Origin of the sequence: Pseudomonas sp. ARP3, assembly GCF_001029595.1 — a bacterium.
Lineage (GTDB): Bacteria > Pseudomonadota > Gammaproteobacteria > Pseudomonadales > Pseudomonadaceae > Aquipseudomonas > Aquipseudomonas rhodesiae.
Window position 1 is genome coordinate 362,180 of the sequence record NZ_LEKF01000001.1, and the last position, 21,785, is coordinate 383,964.

Below are 21,785 nucleotides of genomic sequence, written 5' to 3' on the forward strand. Positions count from 1 at the left end.
TGTTTAAGCGCGGCTAAATTCCCTTTTTCCCGAGCGCATCCGTCGGGATACAAAACTTTTCAAATCCTGCGTGTACAGCTGAAGAAGGGCTGACGTATTTTCCTGCAAGGCATTTAGCAGCTTCCTACGGTGATGCTGCTGTGTGCGGATCATACGAAGAATAAGAAAAAGGACGTTCCGCCATGAACCCTCCGCATGACGACATGATCACCTGGGGCAAGATGCTACGTAAGGTGCCCGCCATTGTTCGCGCTTTGCCGCGCGTGGTGCGTGGCATGCGCGCGGCGAATGTCACCGACCCCGGCCAACCTTGCGGGCTGGGTTGGGAGTTTGAACAAGCCACCTTGCGCAACCCCGACGGCAACGCGGTGCTGTACGGCGACCGCGTGCTCAGTTACGCCAATGTCAACCGACAGGCCAATCGGATCGCCCACCACTTACACGCCCAAGGCATTGGCAAGGGCGATGTGGTGGCGCTGTTTATCGAAAACCGCCCGGAATTATTGCTGTGCGTACTGGCCGTGGCCAAGTTGGGCGGCATCTGCGCGATGGTCAACACCGCGCAAACCCAGGCCACGTTGGTGCACAGCCTTAACCTGGTCAGCCCGGTGGCGATCGTGGTCGGCGCGGAGTTGGTCGGTGTTTATGACGCGGTGCGCGATCAGGTGCCGATCCAGGCCGAACGGACATGGTTCGTGCCTGATCAGTCGTCAGCGTCGCTGCCCGAGGGCTATGTCGACCTGATCGCAGCCAGCGCCGACTGCGCGCAGGCTAACCCTGCCAGCACCGCCCAGGTGTTCTTCAACGACCCCTGCTTCTATATCTACACCTCCGGCACTACTGGCCTGCCCAAGGCCGGCATCATGAAACATGGACGCTGGACCAAGACCGCCGTGAGTTTCGGCCGCATTGCCCTGGACATGGGCCCCGACGACGTCCTGTATTGCACCTTGCCGCTGTACCACGCCACCGGCCTATGTGTGTGCTGGGGCTCGGCGATTGTCGGCGCGTCTGGGTTCGCCATCCGTCGCAAGTTCAGCGCCAGTCAGTTCTGGGACGATGCGCGCAAGTTCAACGCCACCACCCTGGGCTACGTGGGCGAGTTGTGCCGGTACCTGCTCGACCAGCCGTCCAGCGAAAACGACCGCGACAACCGCGTCACCAAGATGGTCGGCAATGGCCTACGCCCCGGCGTGTGGGCGCAGTTCAAGGCGCGCTATGGCGTGGCTCATATCTGCGAGCTGTACGCCGCCAGCGACGGCAACATCGGCTTCACCAATGTGTTGAATTTCGACAACACCATCGGTTTTTGCCTGCAGCACTGGGCGCTGGTGGACTACGCCCACGACAGCGGCGAACCGATCCGTGGCGGCGATGGCTTCATGCGCAAGGTCCAGACGGGCGGGCAGGGGCTGCTGCTGGCCAGGATCGATGACAAGTCGCCCTTCGACGGCTACACCGACCCAGAAAAAAACCGCAAGGTCATCCTCACCGACGTCTTCGAACCGGGCGACCGTTATTTCAACACCGGCGATCTATTACGCAGCATCGGTTTCGGCCACGCGCAGTTCGTCGATCGCCTGGGGGACACCTATCGCTGGAAAGGGGAAAACGTCTCCACCACCGAAGTCGAAAACGTCCTGCTGCAACACCCGCAGATTGCCGAAGTTGTGGCCTACGGAGTGGAAATCGACAACACCAATGGCCGCGCCGGCATGGTCGCCATCACCCCCAGCGAGTCCCTGGCCGCGCTGGACATGCGTGAACTGCTGCAATTCGCCCACGGCCAGTTGCCCCCTTACGCAGTGCCGCTGTTCCTGCGGATCAAGGTGCAGATGGAAACCACCGGCACATTCAAGTACCAGAAGGTGCGGCTCAAGGAAGAGGCTTTCGACCCGGCCAAGGCGGGCAACGACCCGGTGTATGCCTGGCTGCCGGGGTCGGATGGTTACGTGCCGATCACTGGCGAGCTATTGGCGCAGATTCAGGGTGGCCATTTCCGCTATTGATTGAGTGTGTCTATGGACACTTTTGACAAAAAAGCCATGACAGTGGGGAACTCCATCGCGACACTGGGCGCCATATTCAGTACTTGAATTCGCACCCGCCAAGGAGCCCCCATGTCTGCCCCCAAACAAATGACCGAAGACGAAGCCGCCGAATTTGCCGAACAGGTTTTCGATGTGGCTCGCAAAGGCGATGCCGCCATGCTCGCCGCGCTGCTGGCTAAGGGCTTGCCGGCCAACTTTCGCAATCACAATGGCGACACCTTGCTGATGCTGGCGGCGTACCACGGTCACGCCGAGGCGGTCAAAGTGCTGCTGGAGTTCAAGGCCGACCCGTTGATCGCTAACGATAAGAACCAATTGCCGATTGCCGGCGCGGCGTTCAAAGGCAACCTGCCCGTAGTTAAGGCCTTGATCGAAGGCGGCACGCCGGTGGAAGCCGCGTCGTCGGACGGTCGCACCGCATTGATGATGGCGGCGATGTTCAATCGCGTCGAAATGCTCGACTACCTGCTCGCCCAGGGCGCCAACCCCAAGGCCACCGACGCCCAGGGCGCCACCGCGTTGGCAGCGGCGCAGACCATGGGCGCGATGGATACAGCGGCGCGCTTGCAGAATCTGGTGTAGGCTTTGCGCCCTCGAAAATCAGCCCGCAACAGGAACGCCCCATGAAAACCGCCCTCGTCGAACTCATCAGCCACATCAGCGCCGGCGTCATGGGCGAGGATGAGGTGGCGCGCATCGCCGAGGAGGCCGCTCAGGCCTACGCCGATCCGGCGGCGTTTCTGGCCGCCAACCCGGATATCAACTACGACGACACTTTCCCGATCCCCCTGGGGGAGTGGGTGGTGGTCGGCAGCCTGCCGGACACGGTGCTGTTCCAGGCTGACACTTATGGCGACCTGTTTGCCCAGATCGTCGCGTCGTTCGGCCCGGGTGTGGCGTTCAACCTTAAGGCCAAACAACTGGCCAAGACCGAAGCGCTGACCGCGCTCAATCGCATCCAGGTGCAGATGAGCGCCCTGAGCCAGGAAGACGGTGGCTATGTGCTGGTGAACTTCAGCCAGTTGCTGGACGATGAGATTCAAGTGGTGCTGGTCCATGGCAACGTCCTGCCACGGGTGCTGGAATTGTGCGCCGAGGTCGGGATCAAGGCCGAGCCGTCCCTGGAAGCCCTGAAAATCGCCGTACATGTCTGAAATAAAACGGAACCCTGGCAGGGGCTGACTATCCTACAAGGGCATGCCCTCACTTAGGAGCGACACCATGGGTTCCACGTTCAATGGCCTGATCGGCCTGATCATCCTCGCGCTGGATATCTGGGCGATCATCAACGTCTTCAAAAGCGGCGCCAGCACCGGGGCCAAGGTGTTGTGGATCCTGCTGATCCTGCTGCTGCCGGTACTGGGCCTGATTATCTGGGCGATCGCCGGGCCGCGCGGTAACGTGCGGATCTGACTATAGCGTTCAGGTGTTACGTGTGGGAGGGAGCCATTCCCTCCCACACGGGCTTGCCGTCCTGTCTGGAAATTTGTGTATCGAAATATGCGTTGCACGGAATTTTCACATCCCCTCCAAGACAATTCCCCCCGGTTCCAGCTGCGCGCCAATCAAGGCGCGGTAAAGCTCCCCGTTCAGTAATTTAATAGCCTTGCCGGCCTTGATCGGGCACCATTCGCGCCACTGCAATACTTCGTCACTTCAACTTCCAATGGGTCCTGAAACGACATGGCAAACCCGGACGCCCTGAGCCAGCAGCGAGCCTCGACTCGTCTGCTGCAACCGACCGTCAAATCCCATCTGGCATACACGCTGCTCTGCGCACTGGTCATGATGGTGATGTTCTCCCTGCTGCGCCTGGCGCTGCTGGTATACAACCGCGAGATGATCCTCGACACACCGGCCTCGACCTTCCTTGAAGCGTTCGGCAACGGCCTGCGCCTGGACTTGCGCTTGGTGGTGTACCTGAGCATTCCGCTATTGCTGGCGCTGTTCAGCGTGCGCGCGATGGCCGCGCGTGGGTTCTTCCGTTTGTGGTTGACCGTCGCGTCCAGCATCGCCCTGTTCCTGGGCCTGATGGAAATGGACTTCTATCGCGAGTTCCACCAGCGCCTCAACGGCCTGGTCTTCCAATATGTGAAGGAAGATCCGAAAACCGTGATGAGCATGCTCTGGTACGGTTTCCCGGTGGTGCGTTACCTGCTGGCGTGGGCCGTGGGTACGTTGATTCTGAGCATGGCCTTCAAAGGCGCCGACCGCGCCACGCGCCCGCGCGGCCCGTTCAGCGGCGGCAGCATCGGCACGCGCCAAGTGGCGCCGTGGTATTCGCGCATCGCCGTGTTCGTGGTGTGCCTGCTGGTGGCCGTGGTCGCCGCCCGTGGCACCCTGCGCCAGGGCCCGCCGCTGCGCTGGGGCGACGTGTACACCACTGACTCCAACTTCGCCAACCAGTTGGGCCTTAATGGCACGCTGTCGCTGATTGCGGCGGCCAAGTCGCGCTTCTCCGAAGACCGCTCCAACATCTGGAAGGCCACTTTGGAGCAGCCGCTGGCGACCCAGACCGTGCGCGACATGCTGGTACTGCCGACGGAAAAATTGGTGGATACCGACACCGCCGCCGTGCGCCGTAACTTCCTGCCGCCGGCCGAGAAAACCCTGCCGATCAAGAACGTCGTGGTGATCCTGATGGAAAGCTTCGCCGGCCACTCGGTGGGCGCGCTGGGCCGTCCGGGCAACATCACGCCGTACTTCGACAAATTGTCCAAGGAAGGCCTGCTGTTCGATCGCTTCTTCTCCAACGGCACCCATACCCACCAGGGCATGTTTGCCACCATGGCCTGCTTCCCGAACCTGCCGGGTTTCGAATACCTGATGCAGACCCCCGAAGGCAGCCACAAACTGTCGGGCCTGCCGCAGTTGCTCAGCGCTCGCAAGTTTGACGACGTGTATGTCTACAACGGCGACTTCGCCTGGGACAACCAGTCTGGCTTCTTCAGCAACCAGGGCATGACCAACTTCATTGGCCGCAATGACTTCGTCGACCCGGTATTCTCCGACCCGACGTGGGGCGTGTCCGACCAGGATATGTTCAACCGAGGCCTGCAAGAGTTGAAGGCCCGTGAAGGCGGCAAGCCGTTCTACGCGCTGCTGCAAACCCTGTCCAACCACACGCCGTACGCGTTGCCGACGCCGTTGCCGGTGGAGAAAGTCACTGACCGTGGCAGCCTCAACGAGCACTTGACCGCGATGCGTTACTCCGACTGGGCCCTGGGCCAGTTCTTCGAGCAGGCGCGCAAGGAACCGTACTTCAAGGAAACCTTATTTGTGGTCGTCGGCGACCACGGCTTCGGCAACGAACAGCAAATCACTGAGATGGACCTGGGCCGCTTCAACGTACCGATGCTGATGATTGCGCCGGGCATGCAGGAAAAGTTCGGCGAGCGCGACCACACCGTGGGTACGCAGATCGACATCGTGCCAACCATCATGGGCCGCCTGGGTGGGGAAACTCTGCACCAGTGCTGGGGCCGCGACCTGCTCAACCTGCCGGAAGGGGACAAGGGCTTCGGCGTGATCAAGCCTTCGGGCAGCGATCAGACCGTGGCGTTGGTCACTGCGGACCGCATCCTGGTACTGCCCAAGGAAATGCCACCGAAGTTGTGGCAGTACGAGTTGGGTGCCAACCCGACCGGCAAACTGATTCCGGAGTCTTCGGATGAGGCGGCCCTCAAGCAGAAACTTGAGTCGTTCCTGCAAACGGCGACCAAGAGCCTGTTGGATAACACCGCCGGTGTGGTGGACGGCAAGCCGGACTGATTAACCGGCAATAAAAAAGAGGCCCTCTTGAGGGCCTCTTTTTTTTACCGCGGTTTTATATCTTGCCGAGCAACAACAGCACCAGCAGTACGACCAGTACCACGCCGAGAATACCCGACGGGCCATAACCCCAGTTACGTGAGTGCGGGAACACCGGCAGACCGCCGACCAGCAACAGAATTAGGATGATGATGAGAATGAGGCTCATGGTTTTATTTCCTTATAGGCCTTATGCAAGGACAGGTTATTTAACGGTAGGACCGTACTCTTAGTTACGGGCGCCTTAACAACTCCGACTGTAGTGCTTCACAGAAAATTCCCTGTTTTTTTAAAGCATTTCGATAACCTGGTTATTTCTTTTAAATACGTGGCTAAAACCCTGCTTAGTTGAAAAAGATTGAACTTAGAGAGAGCTGAGGCATCTGACCCGGCCGCGGGTTTGCCTGGGGCATTCATCACTCTGATGGTGCGTGGGGCGCGTGGAAACCTTCGCTACACTGCCGATCACTTCTACTGTGAACCACAAGGCTACTTCTTATGCAAAATCGCATGATGATCACTGGTGCCGGCTCCGGCCTGGGTCGCGAAATCGCGCTGCGCTGGGCACGCGAGGGCTGGCAGTTGGCCTTGTCGGATGTCAGCGAGCCCGGCCTGCAGGAAACCCTCAAGCAGGTACGCGAAGCCGGCGGCGATGGTTTCGTGCAGCGTTGCGATGTGCGCGACTACAGCCAGCTCACCGCGTTTGCCCAGGCTTGCGAGGTCAAGCTGGGAGGCATCGATGTGATCGTCAACAACGCCGGGGTGGCTTCCGGTGGGTTCTTCGCCGAGTTGTCGCTGGAAGACTGGGACTGGCAGATCGCAATCAACCTGATGGGGGTGGTCAAGGGCTGCAAGGCGTTCCTGCCGCTGTTGGAGAAGAGCAAGGGGCGCATCATCAACATCGCTTCCATGGCGGCACTGATGCAGGGCCCGGCCATGAGCAACTACAACGTGGCCAAGGCCGGTGTGGTGGCGCTGTCCGAGAGTCTGCTGGTGGAACTCAAGCAGCAGGAGGTCGGTGTGCATGTGGTCTGCCCATCGTTCTTCCAGACCAACCTGTTGGACTCGTTCCGAGGCCCGACGCCGGCCATGAAAGCGCAGGTCGGTAAGTTGCTGGAGAGCTCGCCGATTTCGGCGGCGGATATTGCCGACTACATCTACCAGCGTGTGGCCGAGGGAGAATTCATGATTCTGCCCCACGAGCAAGGGCGGATGGCGTGGGCGTTGAAGCAGAAGAATCCGCAGCTGCTCTACGATGAAATGGCCAGTATGGCCGACAAAATGCGCGCCAAAGCGCAGGCAACCAAAAGCTGAACTCAGCACAAGAACCTCAATTCTCAGGGTAAGTTTTCACCGAAGATGTGCAGCTACCTGTAGCCATAGCGGGGGCAAGCCCCCTCCCACCTTTTGAACTGTGAACACGTCCAACTGTGGGAGGGGGCTTGCCCCCGATGGGTTATGCGTCAGCGTTTGGATTTATGAAAGCGGGGAAAACCCTCTGCATCTTTCACTTAGTCTGTCAGCTAAATTACCAGTTGATGTAGGTCCTGCCTGTTTTAGTGGCAGGGCATTGATGCTTCTACATCGGGCGAGCATGGTCGGGATCCTGTCATTCTAAAAAGGACAACCGCCATGCTGGTTTTAAGCCGCGCTGTAGGCGAAAGCATTGCCATCGGCGATGAAATCGCCCTGCACATCGTCGAATTGAACGGTAACCAAGTGAAGTTCGGCATCCACGCACCGGCCGGGGTGAATGTTCATCGCGCCGAGGTGCATCAGAAAATCCGCAAACGCCAAGCTGCCGCCACACACCCGGCGGCAGTCCCCAACCCCTGAAGATCCTCCGTCAATCGAACAGATGCTTGGGCACGTCGTGCTTGAGCATCAGTTGGCACTGTTCGCTCTCAGGGTCGAACACGATCAGGGCCTGGCCCTTGGTCAGCGCCTGGCGCACACGTAGCACGCGGGTTTCCAGGGGCGTGTCGTCACCGTTGTCGGTGCCATCGCGGGTGACGAAGTCTTCGATAAGGCGCGTCAGGGTATCGACTTCAAGTGCATCGTAGGGAATCAGCATACAAGCCTCAGGTGTTGGACCCCGGCGATCCTACTGCGCCGGGACCCCAGTTGCCAGTGTCAGGACTTTTGACCCACCAGGCTGTCCACCGACGGCACTCGCGTGTCGCTCTCCATCTGCGTTTCGTGCTCGATCTGATGACTGAAGCGGTCCAGTGAGCCCTGGGCCGGTTGCGCATCGCTGGCGAATACCGGCGGGCTGAGGATATACGCGCCCAGCAAACGACTCAGGGCAGCAAGGCTGTCGATATGGGTGCGTTCGTAGCCGTGGGTCGCATCGCAGCCGAATGCCAGCAACGCGGTGCGGATATCGTGGCCGGCGGTCACTGCCGAATGGGCATCGCTGAAGTAATAGCGGAACAGGTCGCGGCGCACCGGCAGTTCGTTATCCGCCGCCAGACGCAGCAGGTGCCGGGACAGGTGGTAGTCGTAGGGCCCGCCGGAATCCTGCATGGCCACGCTCACCGCATGTTCGCTGGAGTGCTGACCGGGGGCGACCGGCGCGATGTCGATACCCACGAATTCACTCACATCCCACGGCAGCGCCGCCGCCGCACCACTGCCGGTTTCCTCAGTGATGGTGAACAGCGGGTGACAGTCGATCAGCAACGGTTCGCCGCTATCGACAATCGCCTTGAGGGCGGCGAGGAGGGCGGCGACGCCGGCTTTGTCATCCAAATGACGGGCGCTGATATGTCCGCTCTCGGTGAACTCGGGCAACGGGTCGAATGCCACGTAGTCACCTACGCTGATGCCCAGGGAATCGCAGTCGGCACGGGTCGCACAGTAGGCGTCCAGGCGCAGTTCGACGTGGTCCCAGCTCACTGGCATCTCATCCACGGCGGTATTGAATGCGTGCCCGGAGGCCATCAGGGGCAACACGCTGCCGCGGATCACGCCGTTGTCGGTGAACAGGCTGACGCGGCTGCCTTCGGCAAAGCGGCTCGACCAGCAGCCCACCGGCGCCAGGGTCAGGCGGCCGTTGTCCTTGATCGCGCGCACGGCGGCGCCGATGGTGTCCAAGTGCGCCGACACTGCGCGGTCCGGGCTGTTTTTCTGACCTTTGAGGGTGGCGCGAATGGTGCCGCGCCGGGTCATTTCAAACGGAATGCCCAGTTCTTCCAGACGCTCGGCCACATACCGCACGATGGTGTCGGTAAAACCGGTAGGGCTGGGAATGGCGAGCATTTCCAGCAGGACTTTTTGCAGGTAGTTGAGATCCGGTTCGGGAATGGTTCGGGTCATAAGAACTCCTGATGATTTAACACGGTGGTGGAGTGGGCTGACTTGCCCGACACGCCTGCTCAACCGAGCAGGCCGTCACCACAGAAAGCCAGTGCGCCAGCGGCTATAGAGCGCTGGGCTGGCTATGGGGAAATAACAGATCCACGAATTTTTCCGCCGTTGGCTGCGGCTCGTGGTTGGCCAGGCCGGCCCGTTCGTTGGCTTCGATAAACACGTACTCGGGTTGATCGGCGGCGTGCACCATCAGGTCCAGGCCGACCATGGGGATGTCCAGGGCCCGGGCGGCGCGCACGGCGGCGTCCACCAGCGTGGGGTGCAGGATCGCGGTGACGTCCTCCAGGCAACCGCCGGTGTGCAGGTTGGCGGTGCGACGCACAGCCAGGGTTTTGCCGCGTGGCAAGATGCTGCTGTAGTCATAACCGGCAGCGGCCAGGGTACGCTCGGTTTCGGCGTCCAATGGGATCTTGCTTTCGCCGTCGGTGGCGGCTTGGCGGCGTCGGCTCTGGGCTTCGATCAGCGCGCCGATGGAATGCTGACCATCGCCGGTGACTTCAGCGGGGCGCCGGATCGCAGCGGCGACCACTTCGAAGCCGATCACCAGAATGCGCAGGTCCAAGCCCTCGTGGAAGCTCTCCAACAGCACACGACTGTCGAACTTCCGCGCCGCTTCGATGGCCTGCTGCACCTCTTCGATGGTTTGCAGATCCACGGCCACGCCCTGGCCTTGCTCGCCGTCGAGGGGCTTGACCACGACGCGCTGATGTTCGTCGAGAAATTCCAGATTGTCGTCGGCGCTACCCGCCAACTGCTGGGACGGCACGTTCAACCCGGCCGCCTTGAAGGCTTTGTGGGTCAGACTCTTGTCCTGGCACAGGGTCATGCTGATGGCGCTGGTCAGGTCGCTCAGCGACTCGCGGCAGCGCACGCGGCGCCCGCCGTGGCTGAGGGTGAAGAGGCCCGCGTCGGCATCGTCCACCTGCACATCGATGCCGCGGCGATGGGCCTCTTCGACGATGATCCGCGCATAGGGGTTGAACTCCGCTTGCGGACCGGGGCCGAGAAACAGCGGCTGGTTGATGCCGTTCTTGCGCTTGATCGCAAACGTGGTCAGCGCGCGAAAACCCAGCTTGGCGTAGAGGTTCTTGGCCTGGCGGTTATCGTGCAGCACCGACAGGTCAAGGTAGCTCAGGCCACGGCTCATAAAGTGTTCGACCAAGTGGCGCACCAGCACTTCGCCCACGCCGGGGCGGGTGCACTGCGGGTCGACCGCCAGGCACCAGAGGCTGCAACCGTTTTCAGGGTCGTGGAAGGCTTTTTGATGATTCAGGCCCATCACACTGCCGATCACCGCGCCGCTGTCTTCATCTTCAGCCAGCCAGTAGACCGGGCCGCCCTGATGACGCGGGGTGAGGCGTTCAGCGTCCACCGGCAACATGCCGCGGCCTTGATACAAACGGTTGACCGCCTGCCAATCGGCCTCGCTCTGTACGCGACGAATACGAAACCCGCGAAACACACGAGTGGCCGGGCGGTAATCGCTGAACCACAGACGCAAGGTGTCGGACGGGTCGAGGAATAATTGCTGCGGGTCGATCCCCAGAATCTGCTGGGGCGCGGCCACATACAGCGCGATATCGCGCTCGCCCGGCTGCTCCTTGAGCAGTTCCTGGGCCAGGCTGGACGGGTCTGGGAAGGTGTGACCGATCAACAAGCGGCCCCAGCCGCAGTGCACGGCAATCGGCTCGGCGGCCAGGGGGCTGCCATCTTCGGCCAGGCGGGCTTGCAGGCGCTCATAGGTCGGCGTCTGGCCCTTCAGCAAACGTTGGCTGTAAGCCGCGGCGTGAGGTTTCATCAATCAGATTCCTTGTTCGCTGAGCCACAGGTTCAGCGCCGCCAGTTGCCACAGTTTGGAGCCGCGCAGCGGGGTCAATTGGCCTTGAGGGTCGGTCAGCAGACGATCGAGCATGGCCGGGTTGAACAGGCCGCGGTCTTGACTCGGGTCCAGCAGCAGTTCGCGGACCCAATTCAAGGTGTCGCCCTGCAAGTGCTTGAGGCCGGGCACGGGGAAGTAGCCCTTCTTGCGGTCGATGACTTCGCTGGGGATCACTCGGCGCGCGGCTTCTTTCAGCACTTGCTTGCCGCCATCGGGCAGTTTGAACTTACCTGGCACACGGGCCGAGAGTTCCACCAGGCGGTAGTCGAGGAAGGGCGTGCGCGCTTCCAGGCCCCAGGCCATGGTCATGTTGTCGACGCGTTTGACCGGGTCGTCCACCAGCATCACCGTGCTGTCCAGGCGCAGGGCCTTGTCCACTGCGGCATCGGCGCCCGGCATCGCAAAATGCTCGCGCACAAAATCGCCGGCAGCGTCGTTGACGGTCAGCCACTTGGGCGCGACGGTGGCCGCATAGTCGTCGTAGCTGCGGTCGAAAAAGGCTTCGCGATAGGCTGCGTACGGATCGCTGGCGCCATCGACCTGCGGATACCAGTGGTAACCGGCGAACAATTCGTCGGCGCCCTGGCCGCTCTGCACCACCTTGCAGTGCTTGGCAACTTCTCGCGACAGCAGGTAGAACGCGATGCAGTCGTGGCTGACCATCGGCTCGCTCATGGCGCGGAACGCCGCAGGCAATTGCTCAATGATTTCGCTTTCGGCAATGCGCAATTGGTGATGGCGCGTGCCGTAATGCTTGGCGATCAGGTCCGAGTACTGGAACTCGTCGCCGCGCTCGCCGCCGGCATCTTCAAAACCGATGGAAAATGTCGACAGGTCCTGCACGCCGACTTCACGCAACAGCCCCACGAGCATGCTCGAATCCACACCACCGGACAGCAGCACGCCCACATCCACCGCGGCACGTTGGCGGATCGCCACGGCTTCGCGGGTGCTGTCGAGCACACGGTCGGTCCAGTCTTGCAGGGTCAGGTGTTGCTCATCGTCATGGGGACCGTAGGGCAGGGTCCACCAGGTTTTCTGCTCGATGTTGCCCTGGGCGTCGATGCGCATCCAACTGGCCGGAGGCAGCTTCTCGATGCCCGCCAGCAAGGTGCGCGGCGCTGGCACCACCGCGTGGAAATTCAGGTAGTGATTGAGCGCCACCGGATCGAGGATCGGGTTGATATCGCCGCCCTTGAGCAGTGCCGGCAATGCAGAGGCAAAGCGCAGGCGCTGGCCGGTGCGCGACAGGTACAACGGCTTCACGCCAAGGCGGTCGCGGGCGATAAACAGCCGCTGCGCGTCGCGCTCCCAGATGGCGAAGGCAAACATGCCATTGAGCTTGGGCAGTAGCGCTTCGCCCCAGGCGTGATAGCCCTTGAGCAGCACTTCGGTGTCGCCGCCGGAATAGAACGCGTAGCCGAGGGCTTCAAGTTCCTCGCGCAGCTCCGGAAAGTTATAGATCGCGCCGTTGAATGCCAGGGACAGCCCGAGTTGAGCGTCGACCATCGGCTGGGCGGAGCCATCCGACAGGTCCATGATTTTCAGGCGGCGATGGCCCAGGGCAATCGGCCCTTGGGCATGGAAGCCCCACGCGTCAGGGCCGCGTGGCGCCAAATGATGGGTGATGCGCTCAACCGCAGCCAGGTCGGCAGGTTGGGCATCGAAACGTAACTCACCAGCTAATCCGCACATAAATTCCTTACCGGTTTTTCCGTTGGGGAGGGATAGAAGTACCGCGCGCCAAAACGGCGGGTACCCAGAGACTGACCCGAGCAGATTGTGGGAGTTTTAGAACAATACGTTATAAGGCAATGGGCCTTGTCGGCCCACGCGGCCTTGATTGGCCGCGCGGTGGGGGTGGCAGCTCAGGGTGGCTGGGGTTATGACGCGCCGCTGCCGCGAATCAGCGTGCGCAAGGCGAAACGGTTCGGATGGCAGGCTTCGGCCACGCTGCGCGGCAGTGGCAACGGTTCGTTATCCAGCCAGGCCGCCAGCAGTTCCGCGCACAGCGGCGCCGTGACCAAACCGCGCGAGCCATGGCCGCTGTTGATGTACAGACCGTCGAGCCACGGGCAGGCAGTGGCGGGGATCTGGCGTGCATCCTTGCGCAGGGCGGCGTAGGCCTGGTCGAACGCGTCGCGCTCGGCCAGTGGCCCGACGATCGGCAGGTAGTCGGGGCTGGTGCAACGGAACGCGGCGCGGCCTTGCAGCTGTTCGACGGGCAGTTGGTCGGCGTTCAGGCGCTGCGTGAGGTCTTCGGAGATCTCCCGCAGCATGTCCAGGTTGCCCAGGTGTTCGGCGTGCGTCGGCGCCAGGTCGTCGCTCTTGAAATCGAAGCTGGCTCCCAGGGTGTGCTCGCCCAAACGCGGTGGAGCCACGTAGCCCTCGGCGCAGACCACGGTGGCCAGGGCTTGGCTGGCGACGGTCTGCGGCAAGCGGGTGATTTGCCCGCGAATGCGTTTGAGCGGCAGTTCGGCGCTGGCCGGGAAGCGCTTGATTTCGGCGGCGCCGGCCAGCACCACCACGCTGGCGCTGGCCAATACGGTATCGCCGTCGAGGGCCTGCCACTGGCCTTGGACCTGTTGCAGCGCCAGCACGTCACGGTGTTGTAACACCTCGATCAACGGGTGCCGCGCCTGCCATTCGCACAGCGCCGGCGGGTGGACCCAGCCGCCTTCGGGGAAGAACAACCCCCCGTGTTCCAATGCCACCCCGGCCCGGGCCTGGGCCTGGGCCGGGTCCAATACATGCAGCAGCGTCGGGCTGAACGCCGCTGCCAGTTGGGCCTGGCGTTCGGCTTCCTTGGCGTTGAAGGCCAGTTGCAGTACGCCGCAGCCGTCCCAGTCGACGCCACGGTGCAGGTGTTCGAGCAGGCGCCGGGTGTGGCCGAACCCGCTGAGGATCAACTGCGACAACGCGGTGCCGTGGGCCGATAACTTGAGGTACAGCACACCCTGAGGATTGCCCGAGGCTTCCTCGGCCAGGCCCGCGTGGCGCTCCAGCAATTGCACGCGCCAACCGCGCGCGGCGAGGCTGGCGGCGGTGGTGCAACCGGCCAGGCCGCCGCCGATCACCAACGCGCTGCGTTCGCCGTGGACCGGCGCGGGGCGCGCGAACCAGGGTTTGATCGGTGCTGGCGCCGCTGTGTCGGCCGGCCAGCCGAGAAACTCGCCGCGCAGGATCTCCCATTTATGCCCGATACCTGGCGTGCGTTTCATCTTGAACCCGGCGGCATTGATCAAGCGTCGCACCCAGCCGGTGCTGGTGAAGGTGCTGATGGTAGAGCCAGGGGCCGCCAGCCGCGCCAGTTCGGCGAACAACTCGGCGGTCCACATGTCGGGGTTCTTGGCCGGGGCGAACCCGTCGAGAAACCAGGCGTCGACCTGGGCGTCCAGTTGCGGCAATTGCTCCATGGCATCGCCGATCAGCAGGGTCAAGGTCACGCGGCCGCTGTCCAGCAGCAGTCGTTGAAAACCGGGATGGATGGCGTGGTACTGCGCCAGCAAACGCGCGGCGAACGGTTGCAGCTGCGGCCAGAGGGCGAGGGCGCGTTGCAGGTCGGCGTGGGTGAGGGGGTATTTTTCCACGCTGATAAAGTGCAGGCGCGCGTCGGCACAGGCGTGCTGCTCGAACAACTGCCAGGCGCAGAGAAAATTCAAGCCGGTGCCGAAGCCGGTTTCACCGATGACCAGGCGCTCCCCAGGTTTGAGGGCGGCGAAGCGTTCGCGCAGGCGGTTCTGTTCCAGAAACACGTAGCGGGTTTCTTCCAGGCCCGATTGGTCGGAGAAATACACGTCGTCGAACACCCGCGAATGCGGGCGACCTTCTGCGTCCCAGTCGAGCTGGGCGTTGGGCGATACGGGGGTCATGGGCGGCTCGTAACTAAGCAGGCGAAAGCAAGGCGGCCATTCTAGCCGATCAACCTCATTTGAATTGACCCACGGCAAGGGCGCGTTGAATTTCCTTCCGCACGGCGTTGCCCAATCCGCTAGTCTTGCTCACTTCTGGAACGGAGCCGCCCATGTTCGAATCTGCCGAAATCGGTCACGCCATCGACAAAGCCACCTACGACGCCGAAGTCCCGGCCCTGCGCGAAGCCTTGCTGGAGGTGCAGTACGAACTGCATCAGCAAAAACGCTTCCCGGTAATCGTGCTGATCAACGGTATAGAAGGGGCGGGCAAGGGTGAAACGGTCAAATTGCTCAACGAGTGGATGGACCCGCGCCTGATTGAGGTGCGCACCTTCGATCAGCAGACCGACGAAGAACTGGCGCGCCCACCGGCCTGGCGCTACTGGCGCCAACTGCCTGCCAAGGGCCGCATGGGCGTGTTTTTCGGCAACTGGTACAGCCAGATGCTGCAAGGCCGCGTACACGGCCAGATCAAGAATGCCCGGCTCGACCAGGCCATCGCCGGCGCCGAACGTTTGGAAAAAATGCTCTGCGACGAAGGCGCGCTGATCTTCAAGTTCTGGTTCCACCTCTCCAAGAAGCAAATGAAGGCGCGGCTCAAGGCCCTGGCCGACGACCCGCTGCACAGCTGGCGCATCAGCCCGCTGGACTGGCAACAGTCCCAAACCTACGACAAGTTCGTGCATTTCGGTGAGCGCGTGCTGCGCCGCACCAGCCGCGACTATGCGCCCTGGCATGTGATCGAAGGGGTCGACCCGTATTACCGTGGCCTGACCGTGGGCAAGATCCTCCTCGAAGGCTTGCAAAACGCTCTGAAAATGGCCAAGGCCAGGAGCAGCGGCATGAACCCCGCGCCGCTGGTGGCCTCGGTGGACCGCAAGAGCCTGCTCGACAGCCTCGACATGACATTGCGCCTGGACAAAGACGATTACGAAGAACAGCTGATCACCGAGCAGGCGCGCCTCTCCGGTTTGATGCGCGACAAACGCATGCGCAAGCACGCGCTGGTCACGGTGTTCGAAGGCAACGATGCGGCGGGCAAGGGCGGCGCCATCCGTCGCGTGGCGGCGGCGCTGGACCCGCGCCAGTACCACATCGTGCCGATTGCCGCGCCGAGCGAAGACGAACGAGCCCAGCCGTACCTGTGGCGCTTCTGGCAGAAAATCCCGGCGCGCGGCATGTTCACCGTGTTCGACCGCTCATGGTACGGCCGCGTGCTGGTGGAGCGTATCGAAGGCTTCTGCACCTCGGCGGACTGGATGCGCGCCTATGGCGAGATCAACGATTTCGAAGAGCAACTGCGCGATGCCGGGGTGATCGTGGTCAAGTTCTGGCTGGCCATCGACAAGGACACCCAACTGGAGCGCTTCCAGGCGCGTGAGTCGATCCCATTCAAACGCTTCAAAATCACCGAAGACGACTGGCGCAACCGCGACAAGTGGGACGACTACCGCACCGCCGTGGGCGATATGGTCGACCGCACCAGCACCGAAGTGTCGGCGTGGACATTGGTGGAGGCCAATGACAAGCGCTGGGCGCGGGTCAAGGTGCTGCGCACCATCAACCGCGCGTTGGAGGAAGCGTTCGCCCAGTCCGAAAAGCACGATAAAAAGACCAAAAAATAATCCCCTTGTATGACAGACCGGACTGTCGTGGTGAAGGGACCTGCCGTGGTGAGGGGCCCTGTATGGTGAGGGGCTTGCTGTGGAGAAGGGGGCTGTTGTTGTGAGGAGCCAGTTATGGTGAGCAGGTTTTTTGTGGTGAGCAGGCTTGCCCTGCGCTGGGCTGCGCAGCGGCCCCAATCCTTGGAATACGGTGTCAGCTGATCCTCCGAGGTGCCTGGTTTTGGGGCTGCTTCGCAGCCCAGCGCGGGCGGTGCGACGATTCGACAAGCCCGCTCACCACAACTGGCCCCCTCACCACAATAAGTCTATCCACGCCAAAATTCCCTTCACCATAAAACCTGGCTCATCACCTCCCCAGTGCCCCCACCGAGCCATGCTTTTGCATACGCCGGATGAATGATCATCGCGGTCGGGCAGGTGCGGATCTATCCTCGATCCATCTCCCAACAATGACAAGATCGAGGTAGCCCATGCGTGAAGTAGTGATCGTTGACAGCGTGCGAACCGGCCTGGCCAAGTCTTTTCGCGGCAAGTTCAACCAGACCCGTCCCGATGACATGGCGGCCCATTGCGTCAACGCGCTGCTGAGCCGCAACGGCCTCGACCCGGCCAGTGTGGAAGACTGCATCGTCGGTGCCGGTTCCAACGAGGGCGCCCAGGGCTACAACATCGGGCGCAATGTGGCGGTGCTCTCGCAATTGGGCACCGGCACGGCAGGCATGACCCTCAACCGCTTCTGTTCCTCGGGGTTGCAGGCGATCGCGATCGCGGCCAACCAGATCGCTTCCGGCTGCAGCGACATCATCGTTGCCGGCGGCGTGGAGTCCATCAGCCTGACCATGAAAAGCGTCAACACCGATAACCTGATCAACCCGCTGCTCAAGGAGCAAGTGCCGGGCATCTACTTCCCCATGGGCCAGACCGCCGAGATCGTCGCGCGGCGCTACCACGTCAGCCGCGAAGCCCAGGACCTCTACGCCCTGCAAAGCCAGCAACGTACGGCCCAGGCCCAGGCGGACGGCTTGTTCGACGATGAAATCGTGGCCATGGCGGTCAAGTACAAAGTCGAAGACAAAAACACCGGCGCGGTGCAGATCCTTGACGGCGTGGTCGACCGTGACGACTGCAACCGTCCCGACACCACCCTGGAGAGCCTGGCCGGGTTGAAACCGGTATTTGCCGAAGACGGATCGGTGACGGCGGGCAACTCCTCGCAACTCTCCGACGGTGCCTCGATGACCCTGGTGATGAGCCTGGACAAGGCCCTGGAGCTGGGGCTCAAGCCCAAGGCGTTTTTCCGCGGCTTCGCCGTTGCCGGTTGCGAGCCGGACGAAATGGGCATCGGCCCGGTGTTCTCGGTGCCCAAGTTGCTCAAGGCCAAGGGCCTGCAAGTGGCGGACATCGACCTGTGGGAACTCAATGAGGCGTTCGCTTCGCAGTGCCTGTACGCACGGGATCGCCTGGAAATCGATAACGCCAAATACAACGTCAACGGTGGATCGATCTCCATCGGTCATCCGTTCGGCATGACAGGCTCGCGGCAAGTGGGGCATCTGGTGCGTGAGCTGCAACGGCGCAACCTGCGTTACGGCATCGTCACCATGTGCGTGGGCGGCGGCATGGGCGCCACCGGCTTGTTCGAAGCCGTGCGCTAAGCCACAGTTGGGGGGGAGACCTCTCCCACCGTTAAACAGCACCGTATCCCTATGCGTGCGCTTGCCCCTAGAATGGCCGCTCCTCCACCTCTGGCATTTTTTGGGGCACTCATGCATATCTCTTCCGGCCGCTGGGTCTACGGTTTCCTCCTGACCCTGCTGACCGCGCTGCTCTGGGGCATTTTGCCGATCAAACTCAAGCAAGTATTGCAAGTGATGGACCCGATCACGGTGACCTGGTTTCGCCTGACGGTGGCCGGCAGTTGCCTGTTTGTTTACCTGGCCGCCACCAAGCGCTTGCCCAGTCGCAAGGTGTTGGGCCCCAAGGGCGGTTGGCTGGTGGCCATGGCGGTGTGCGGCCTGGTGGGCAACTACGTGTTGTATTTGGTGGGCCTCAAGCTGCTCAGCCCCGGCACGGCGCAATTAGTGGTGCAGATGGGTCCGATCTTTCTGATGATCGCCAGTGTGTTTGTGTTCAAAGAACGCTTCAGCCTGGGCCAGGTAATTGGCCTGGTGGTGCTGATCGTCGGGTTCGGGCTGTTCTTCAACCAGCGGCTGACGGAGTTGCTTACCTCCCTCGGCGCCTATACCGCCGGTGTACTGACGGTGCTGCTCGCCACCTCCATCTGGGTGTTCTACGCACTGGGCCAAAAGCAGTTGCTCACGGTGTGGAACTCGTTGCAGGTGATGATGGTGATTTACCTCTGCTGCGCCGTGCTGCTGACCCCCTGGGCGCATCCGCTGGAAGCCCTGCAACTGAGCCCGCTGCAAGGCTGGCTGCTGCTGGCGTGCTGCATGAACACCCTGGTGGCATATGGCGCGTTCGCAGAAGCCCTGGCCCATTGGGAGGCGTCGCGGGTCAGCGCGACCCTGGCGCTCACGCCCTTGGTGACCTTCGTCGCGGTGGCGCTGGCGGCGTGGCTGTGGCCCGACTATGTGCAGGCCGAAGAGATCAACGCCCTCGGCTATTTCGGCGCGGTGGTGGTGGTATTGGGCTCGGCGGCGGTTGCCCTGGCGCCGTCGTTGTTCGCCGGGCTCAAGGCCCGGCGATTGCGCATGGCGCCTTAATGCCCCGCCTCCAGCATGTTTTCCGGGCGCACCCACTGGTCGAACTCAGCGTCGGTGAGGTAGCCCAGGTCCAGCGCCGCTTGCCGTAGCGTCAGGCCCTCGGCGTACGCTTTCTTGGCGATCTGCGCCGACTTGTCGTAGCCGATATGCGGGTTGAGCGCAGTAACCAGCATCAAACCGCGTTCCAGGTGCTCGGCCATCTGCCCAGCATCCGGTTCAAGCCCGGCGATGCAATGCTCCTGGAAGTTGTTGCTGCCATCGGCCAGCAGGCGGATCGATTCGAGCAGGTTGTGGATGATCACCGGCTTGTACACGTTCAACTGCAAGTGCCCTTGGCTTGCCGCAATGCCGATGGTCACGTCGTTGCCCAGCACCTGGCAGGCCAGCATCGACAGCGCTTCGCACTGAGTGGGGTTGACCTTGCCCGGCATGATCGAGCTGCCCGGTTCGTTGGCCGGCAGTTTCACCTCGGCCAGCCCGGCGCGCGGGCCGGAGCCCAGCAGGCGCAGGTCGTTGGCAATTTTCATCAGCGCCACGGCCAGGGTTTTCAGCGCACCGTGCAAGGTCACCAGCGGCTCGTGGCCGGACAGCGCGGCAAACTTGTTGGGCGCGGTAACGAATGGCAACCCGGACAGCGCCGCCAGCTCGGAAGCCATTGCCTCGCCGAAACCCTGAGGGGAATTGAGCCCGGTGCCCACCGCCGTACCGCCCTGGGCCAGCTCGCACACGGCGGGCAGGGCGCTGCGGATAGCTCTTTCGGCATAGTCGAGCTGGGCGATGAACGCCGAGATCTCCTGACCGAAGGTGATCGGCGTGGCGTCCATCATATGGGTGCGGCCGGTCTTCACCAGGTTCATATGCCGCGCCGAGAGTTCCGCCAAGCCGCCGGACAGGTAGGTGATCGCCGGTAACAGTTGTTGATGCACCGCCTGCACGGTGGCGATGCTCATGGCTGTGGGGAAGCAGTCGTTGGAGCTTTGCGAGCGGTTCACATGGTCGTTGGGGTGGACCGGGCTCTTGCCGCCACGGGTCTTGCCGGACAGCTCGTTAGCGCGGCCGGCGATGACTTCGTTAGCGTTCATGTTGCTCTGGGTGCCGCTGCCGGTCTGCCACACCACCAGGGGGAATTGATCGTCGTGTTGACCGTCGAGCACCTCATCGGCGGCCTGTTCGATCAGGCGCGCGATGTCGGCGGGCAAGTCGCCATTGCGGTCGTTGACCCGCGCCGCGGCTTTCTTGATCAGGGCCAGGGCATGTAGAACCGCCAGGGGCATGCGTTGCTCGCCAATCGCGAAATTGACCAGCGAGCGCTGGGTCTGCGCACCCCAGTAGGCGTCATCAGGCACCTCTACGTCGCCCAGGCTGTCGGTTTCGATACGGCTCATCGTGCATCCTCCTTATCCAGTCGAGAGAGGTCAGTTTAGGCCCTGGGCACGCAGATGGGTTCCACAAACTTTCTTCACTGCGTCTGCGCCCCGCAAAACCAGGGCTGACAAGGGGTGGGGTTGAGCCGCGAGGTTTTTTAGGCGCAGAATGGTCGCCCTTGGGGTTTTACCTCGCCAGCTAGAAAGGAAACTCGATGACTCGTCTTCGTGCCATCTGTACCGCGGTTGCTCTGGTTTGCGCCAGCGGCCAGGTTTTTGCCGATACCGCCAGCCACAACGCCAGTGCCGAAGCCTTCCTGACCCTGGCCCATGCCGACAAGCTGGGTACCCCGGTGTACATGCAAGTGCAGCAAATGTTCGCCCAGCGTTTCGAGCAGACCAAGGCGCCCGCCGCCAAGCAATCGGTGCTCGACAGCTACCAGGCCAAGGCCAATGCCGCCCTGGACCAGGCCATCGGTTGGCCGAAGCTGAAACCGGACATGGTCAAGCTTTACACCACCAACTTCAGCGAATCCGAACTCAAGGACCTGGTCGCGTTCTACCAGTCGCCGCTGGGTAAGAAAGTCCTGGAAAAAATGCCGCAACTGACCCAGCAATCGGCTCAGATGACCCAGGCCAAACTGGAAAGCGCCGTACCGGTGGTCAACAAGCTGTTGGAAGACATGACCAACGAGCTGACCCCAAAAGCCGCACCGGCCAAGAAGAAGTAAGCAGCAATGACTATGCAACAGCGTATCGAAACGGCGCTTGCCGCCCTGGCCCCGGATCACCTGAGCGTGCTGGACGAAAGCCATATGCACAGCCGTGGGTTGCAGACCCACTTCAAGGCAGTGTTGGTCAGCCAGCAGTTCGCCGGGCTTAATCGCGTCAAGCGCCATCAAAAGGTCTACGCCACATTGGGTGACCTGATGAGCGAGTTTCATGCGCTGGCGCTGCACACCTACACGCCCGAAGAATGGGCGACCATCGACGCAGCGCCGGCCTCGCCGACCTGCGCTGGCGGGCACGCGTAATGTGGCGGGCTTC

19 protein-coding genes are annotated in these 21,785 nt (G+C 62.1%); 12 read left to right on the forward strand and 7 right to left on the reverse strand.

All coding sequences use genetic code 11. From position 1 onward, the window contains the following. Positions 1 to 182: 182 nt before the first annotated feature. From ABX75_RS01655 to ABX75_RS01675, 5 genes are all read left to right on the forward strand, one after another. Positions 183 to 2,009: a long-chain-acyl-CoA synthetase gene (locus tag ABX75_RS01655; protein WP_047881346.1), complete on the forward strand. Its 1,827-nt coding sequence runs from the start codon at positions 183 to 185 to the stop codon at positions 2,007 to 2,009. Between the two features lie 111 nt (positions 2,010 to 2,120). Continuing rightward, positions 2,121 to 2,633, forward strand: a complete 513-nt coding sequence (locus tag ABX75_RS01660; protein WP_034099327.1) for an ankyrin repeat domain-containing protein — start codon at positions 2,121 to 2,123, stop codon at positions 2,631 to 2,633. Positions 2,634 to 2,674: 41 nt separating this feature from the next. Continuing rightward, complete coding sequence (locus ABX75_RS01665) at positions 2,675 to 3,205, forward strand: hypothetical protein (RefSeq protein WP_034099325.1); 531 nt, start codon at positions 2,675 to 2,677, stop codon at positions 3,203 to 3,205. Positions 3,206 to 3,272: 67 nt separating this feature from the next. After that, positions 3,273 to 3,464, forward strand: a complete 192-nt coding sequence (locus ABX75_RS01670) for a PLDc N-terminal domain-containing protein (protein WP_003172956.1) — start codon at positions 3,273 to 3,275, stop codon at positions 3,462 to 3,464. A gap of 270 nt (positions 3,465 to 3,734) precedes the next feature. Then, positions 3,735 to 5,822, forward strand: a complete 2,088-nt coding sequence (locus ABX75_RS01675; protein ID WP_040268962.1) for an LTA synthase family protein — start codon at positions 3,735 to 3,737, stop codon at positions 5,820 to 5,822. Between the two features lie 55 nt (positions 5,823 to 5,877). Here ABX75_RS01675 and ABX75_RS28170 read toward each other — a convergent pair whose 3' ends face one another. Beyond that, entirely contained in the window at positions 5,878 to 6,030 is a 153-nt protein-coding gene (locus ABX75_RS28170; protein WP_003192767.1) for a DUF3309 family protein, read from the reverse strand. A 329-nt stretch (positions 6,031 to 6,359) separates the two neighbouring features. Here ABX75_RS28170 and ABX75_RS01685 point away from each other — a divergent pair, with 329 nt between their 5' ends. Together ABX75_RS01685 and csrA are read left to right on the forward strand one after the other, a co-directional pair. Continuing rightward, positions 6,360 to 7,175, forward strand: coding sequence for an SDR family oxidoreductase (locus ABX75_RS01685; RefSeq protein ID WP_034138785.1), 816 nt, complete (start codon positions 6,360 to 6,362; stop codon positions 7,173 to 7,175). 318 nt (positions 7,176 to 7,493) lie between these two features. Then, positions 7,494 to 7,697 carry a carbon storage regulator CsrA gene (gene csrA / locus ABX75_RS01690; protein WP_034099321.1) on the forward strand — a complete coding sequence of 68 codons (204 nt, stop codon included), beginning with the start codon at positions 7,494 to 7,496 and terminating at the stop codon, positions 7,695 to 7,697. 10 nt (positions 7,698 to 7,707) lie between these two features. Here csrA and ABX75_RS01695 read toward each other — a convergent pair whose 3' ends face one another. The 5 genes from ABX75_RS01695 to mnmC form a co-directional block, all read right to left on the reverse strand. Then, positions 7,708 to 7,935, reverse strand: a complete 228-nt coding sequence (locus tag ABX75_RS01695) for a YheU family protein (protein ID WP_003192759.1) — start codon at positions 7,933 to 7,935, stop codon at positions 7,708 to 7,710. 59 nt (positions 7,936 to 7,994) lie between these two features. Continuing rightward, positions 7,995 to 9,179, reverse strand: a complete 1,185-nt coding sequence (locus ABX75_RS01700; protein ID WP_034099320.1) for an osmoprotectant NAGGN system M42 family peptidase — start codon at positions 9,177 to 9,179, stop codon at positions 7,995 to 7,997. Positions 9,180 to 9,282: 103 nt separating this feature from the next. Continuing rightward, positions 9,283 to 11,031, reverse strand: coding sequence for an N-acetylglutaminylglutamine synthetase (ngg, locus tag ABX75_RS01705; protein WP_047881347.1), 1,749 nt, complete (start codon positions 11,029 to 11,031; stop codon positions 9,283 to 9,285). Between the two features lie 3 nt (positions 11,032 to 11,034). Beyond that, complete coding sequence (locus ABX75_RS01710) at positions 11,035 to 12,807, reverse strand: N-acetylglutaminylglutamine amidotransferase (protein ID WP_034099317.1); 1,773 nt, start codon at positions 12,805 to 12,807, stop codon at positions 11,035 to 11,037. 188 nt (positions 12,808 to 12,995) lie between these two features. Next, positions 12,996 to 14,984, reverse strand: coding sequence for a bifunctional tRNA (5-methylaminomethyl-2-thiouridine)(34)-methyltransferase MnmD/FAD-dependent 5-carboxymethylaminomethyl-2-thiouridine(34) oxidoreductase MnmC (gene mnmC / locus ABX75_RS01715; RefSeq protein WP_034099315.1), 1,989 nt, complete (start codon positions 14,982 to 14,984; stop codon positions 12,996 to 12,998). Between the two features lie 152 nt (positions 14,985 to 15,136). On the opposite strand from mnmC, the gene pap reads away from it, so the two are divergent. The 3 genes from pap (at position 15,137) to ABX75_RS01730 (ending at position 19,374) form a co-directional block, all read left to right on the forward strand. Continuing rightward, positions 15,137 to 16,651, forward strand: coding sequence for a polyphosphate:AMP phosphotransferase (gene pap / locus ABX75_RS01720; RefSeq protein ID WP_034099313.1), 1,515 nt, complete (start codon positions 15,137 to 15,139; stop codon positions 16,649 to 16,651). Positions 16,652 to 17,121: 470 nt separating this feature from the next. Next, positions 17,122 to 18,306 (forward strand): thiolase family protein, encoded by a 1,185-nt coding sequence (locus ABX75_RS01725; RefSeq protein WP_034114632.1) that lies wholly within the window; start codon positions 17,122 to 17,124, stop codon positions 18,304 to 18,306. Between the two features lie 111 nt (positions 18,307 to 18,417). Next, positions 18,418 to 19,374, forward strand: coding sequence for a DMT family transporter (locus ABX75_RS01730; protein WP_047881348.1), 957 nt, complete (start codon positions 18,418 to 18,420; stop codon positions 19,372 to 19,374). Here the strand turns inward: ABX75_RS01730 and ABX75_RS01735 are convergent. Beyond that, positions 19,371 to 20,759 carry a class II fumarate hydratase gene (locus ABX75_RS01735; RefSeq protein WP_047881349.1) on the reverse strand — a complete coding sequence of 463 codons (1,389 nt, stop codon included), beginning with the start codon at positions 20,757 to 20,759 and terminating at the stop codon, positions 19,371 to 19,373. The two genes, ABX75_RS01730 and ABX75_RS01735, sit on opposite strands and share 4 nt — an antisense overlap. 194 nt (positions 20,760 to 20,953) lie before the next feature. On the opposite strand from ABX75_RS01735, the gene ABX75_RS01740 reads away from it, so the two are divergent. Together ABX75_RS01740 and ABX75_RS01745 are read left to right on the forward strand one after the other, a co-directional pair. Then, positions 20,954 to 21,469, forward strand: a complete 516-nt coding sequence (locus ABX75_RS01740) for a DUF2059 domain-containing protein (protein WP_032885944.1) — start codon at positions 20,954 to 20,956, stop codon at positions 21,467 to 21,469. Between the two features lie 6 nt (positions 21,470 to 21,475). Next, entirely contained in the window at positions 21,476 to 21,772 is a 297-nt protein-coding gene (locus tag ABX75_RS01745) for a BolA family transcriptional regulator (RefSeq protein WP_034099304.1), read from the forward strand. Positions 21,773 to 21,785 lie beyond the last annotated feature (13 nt).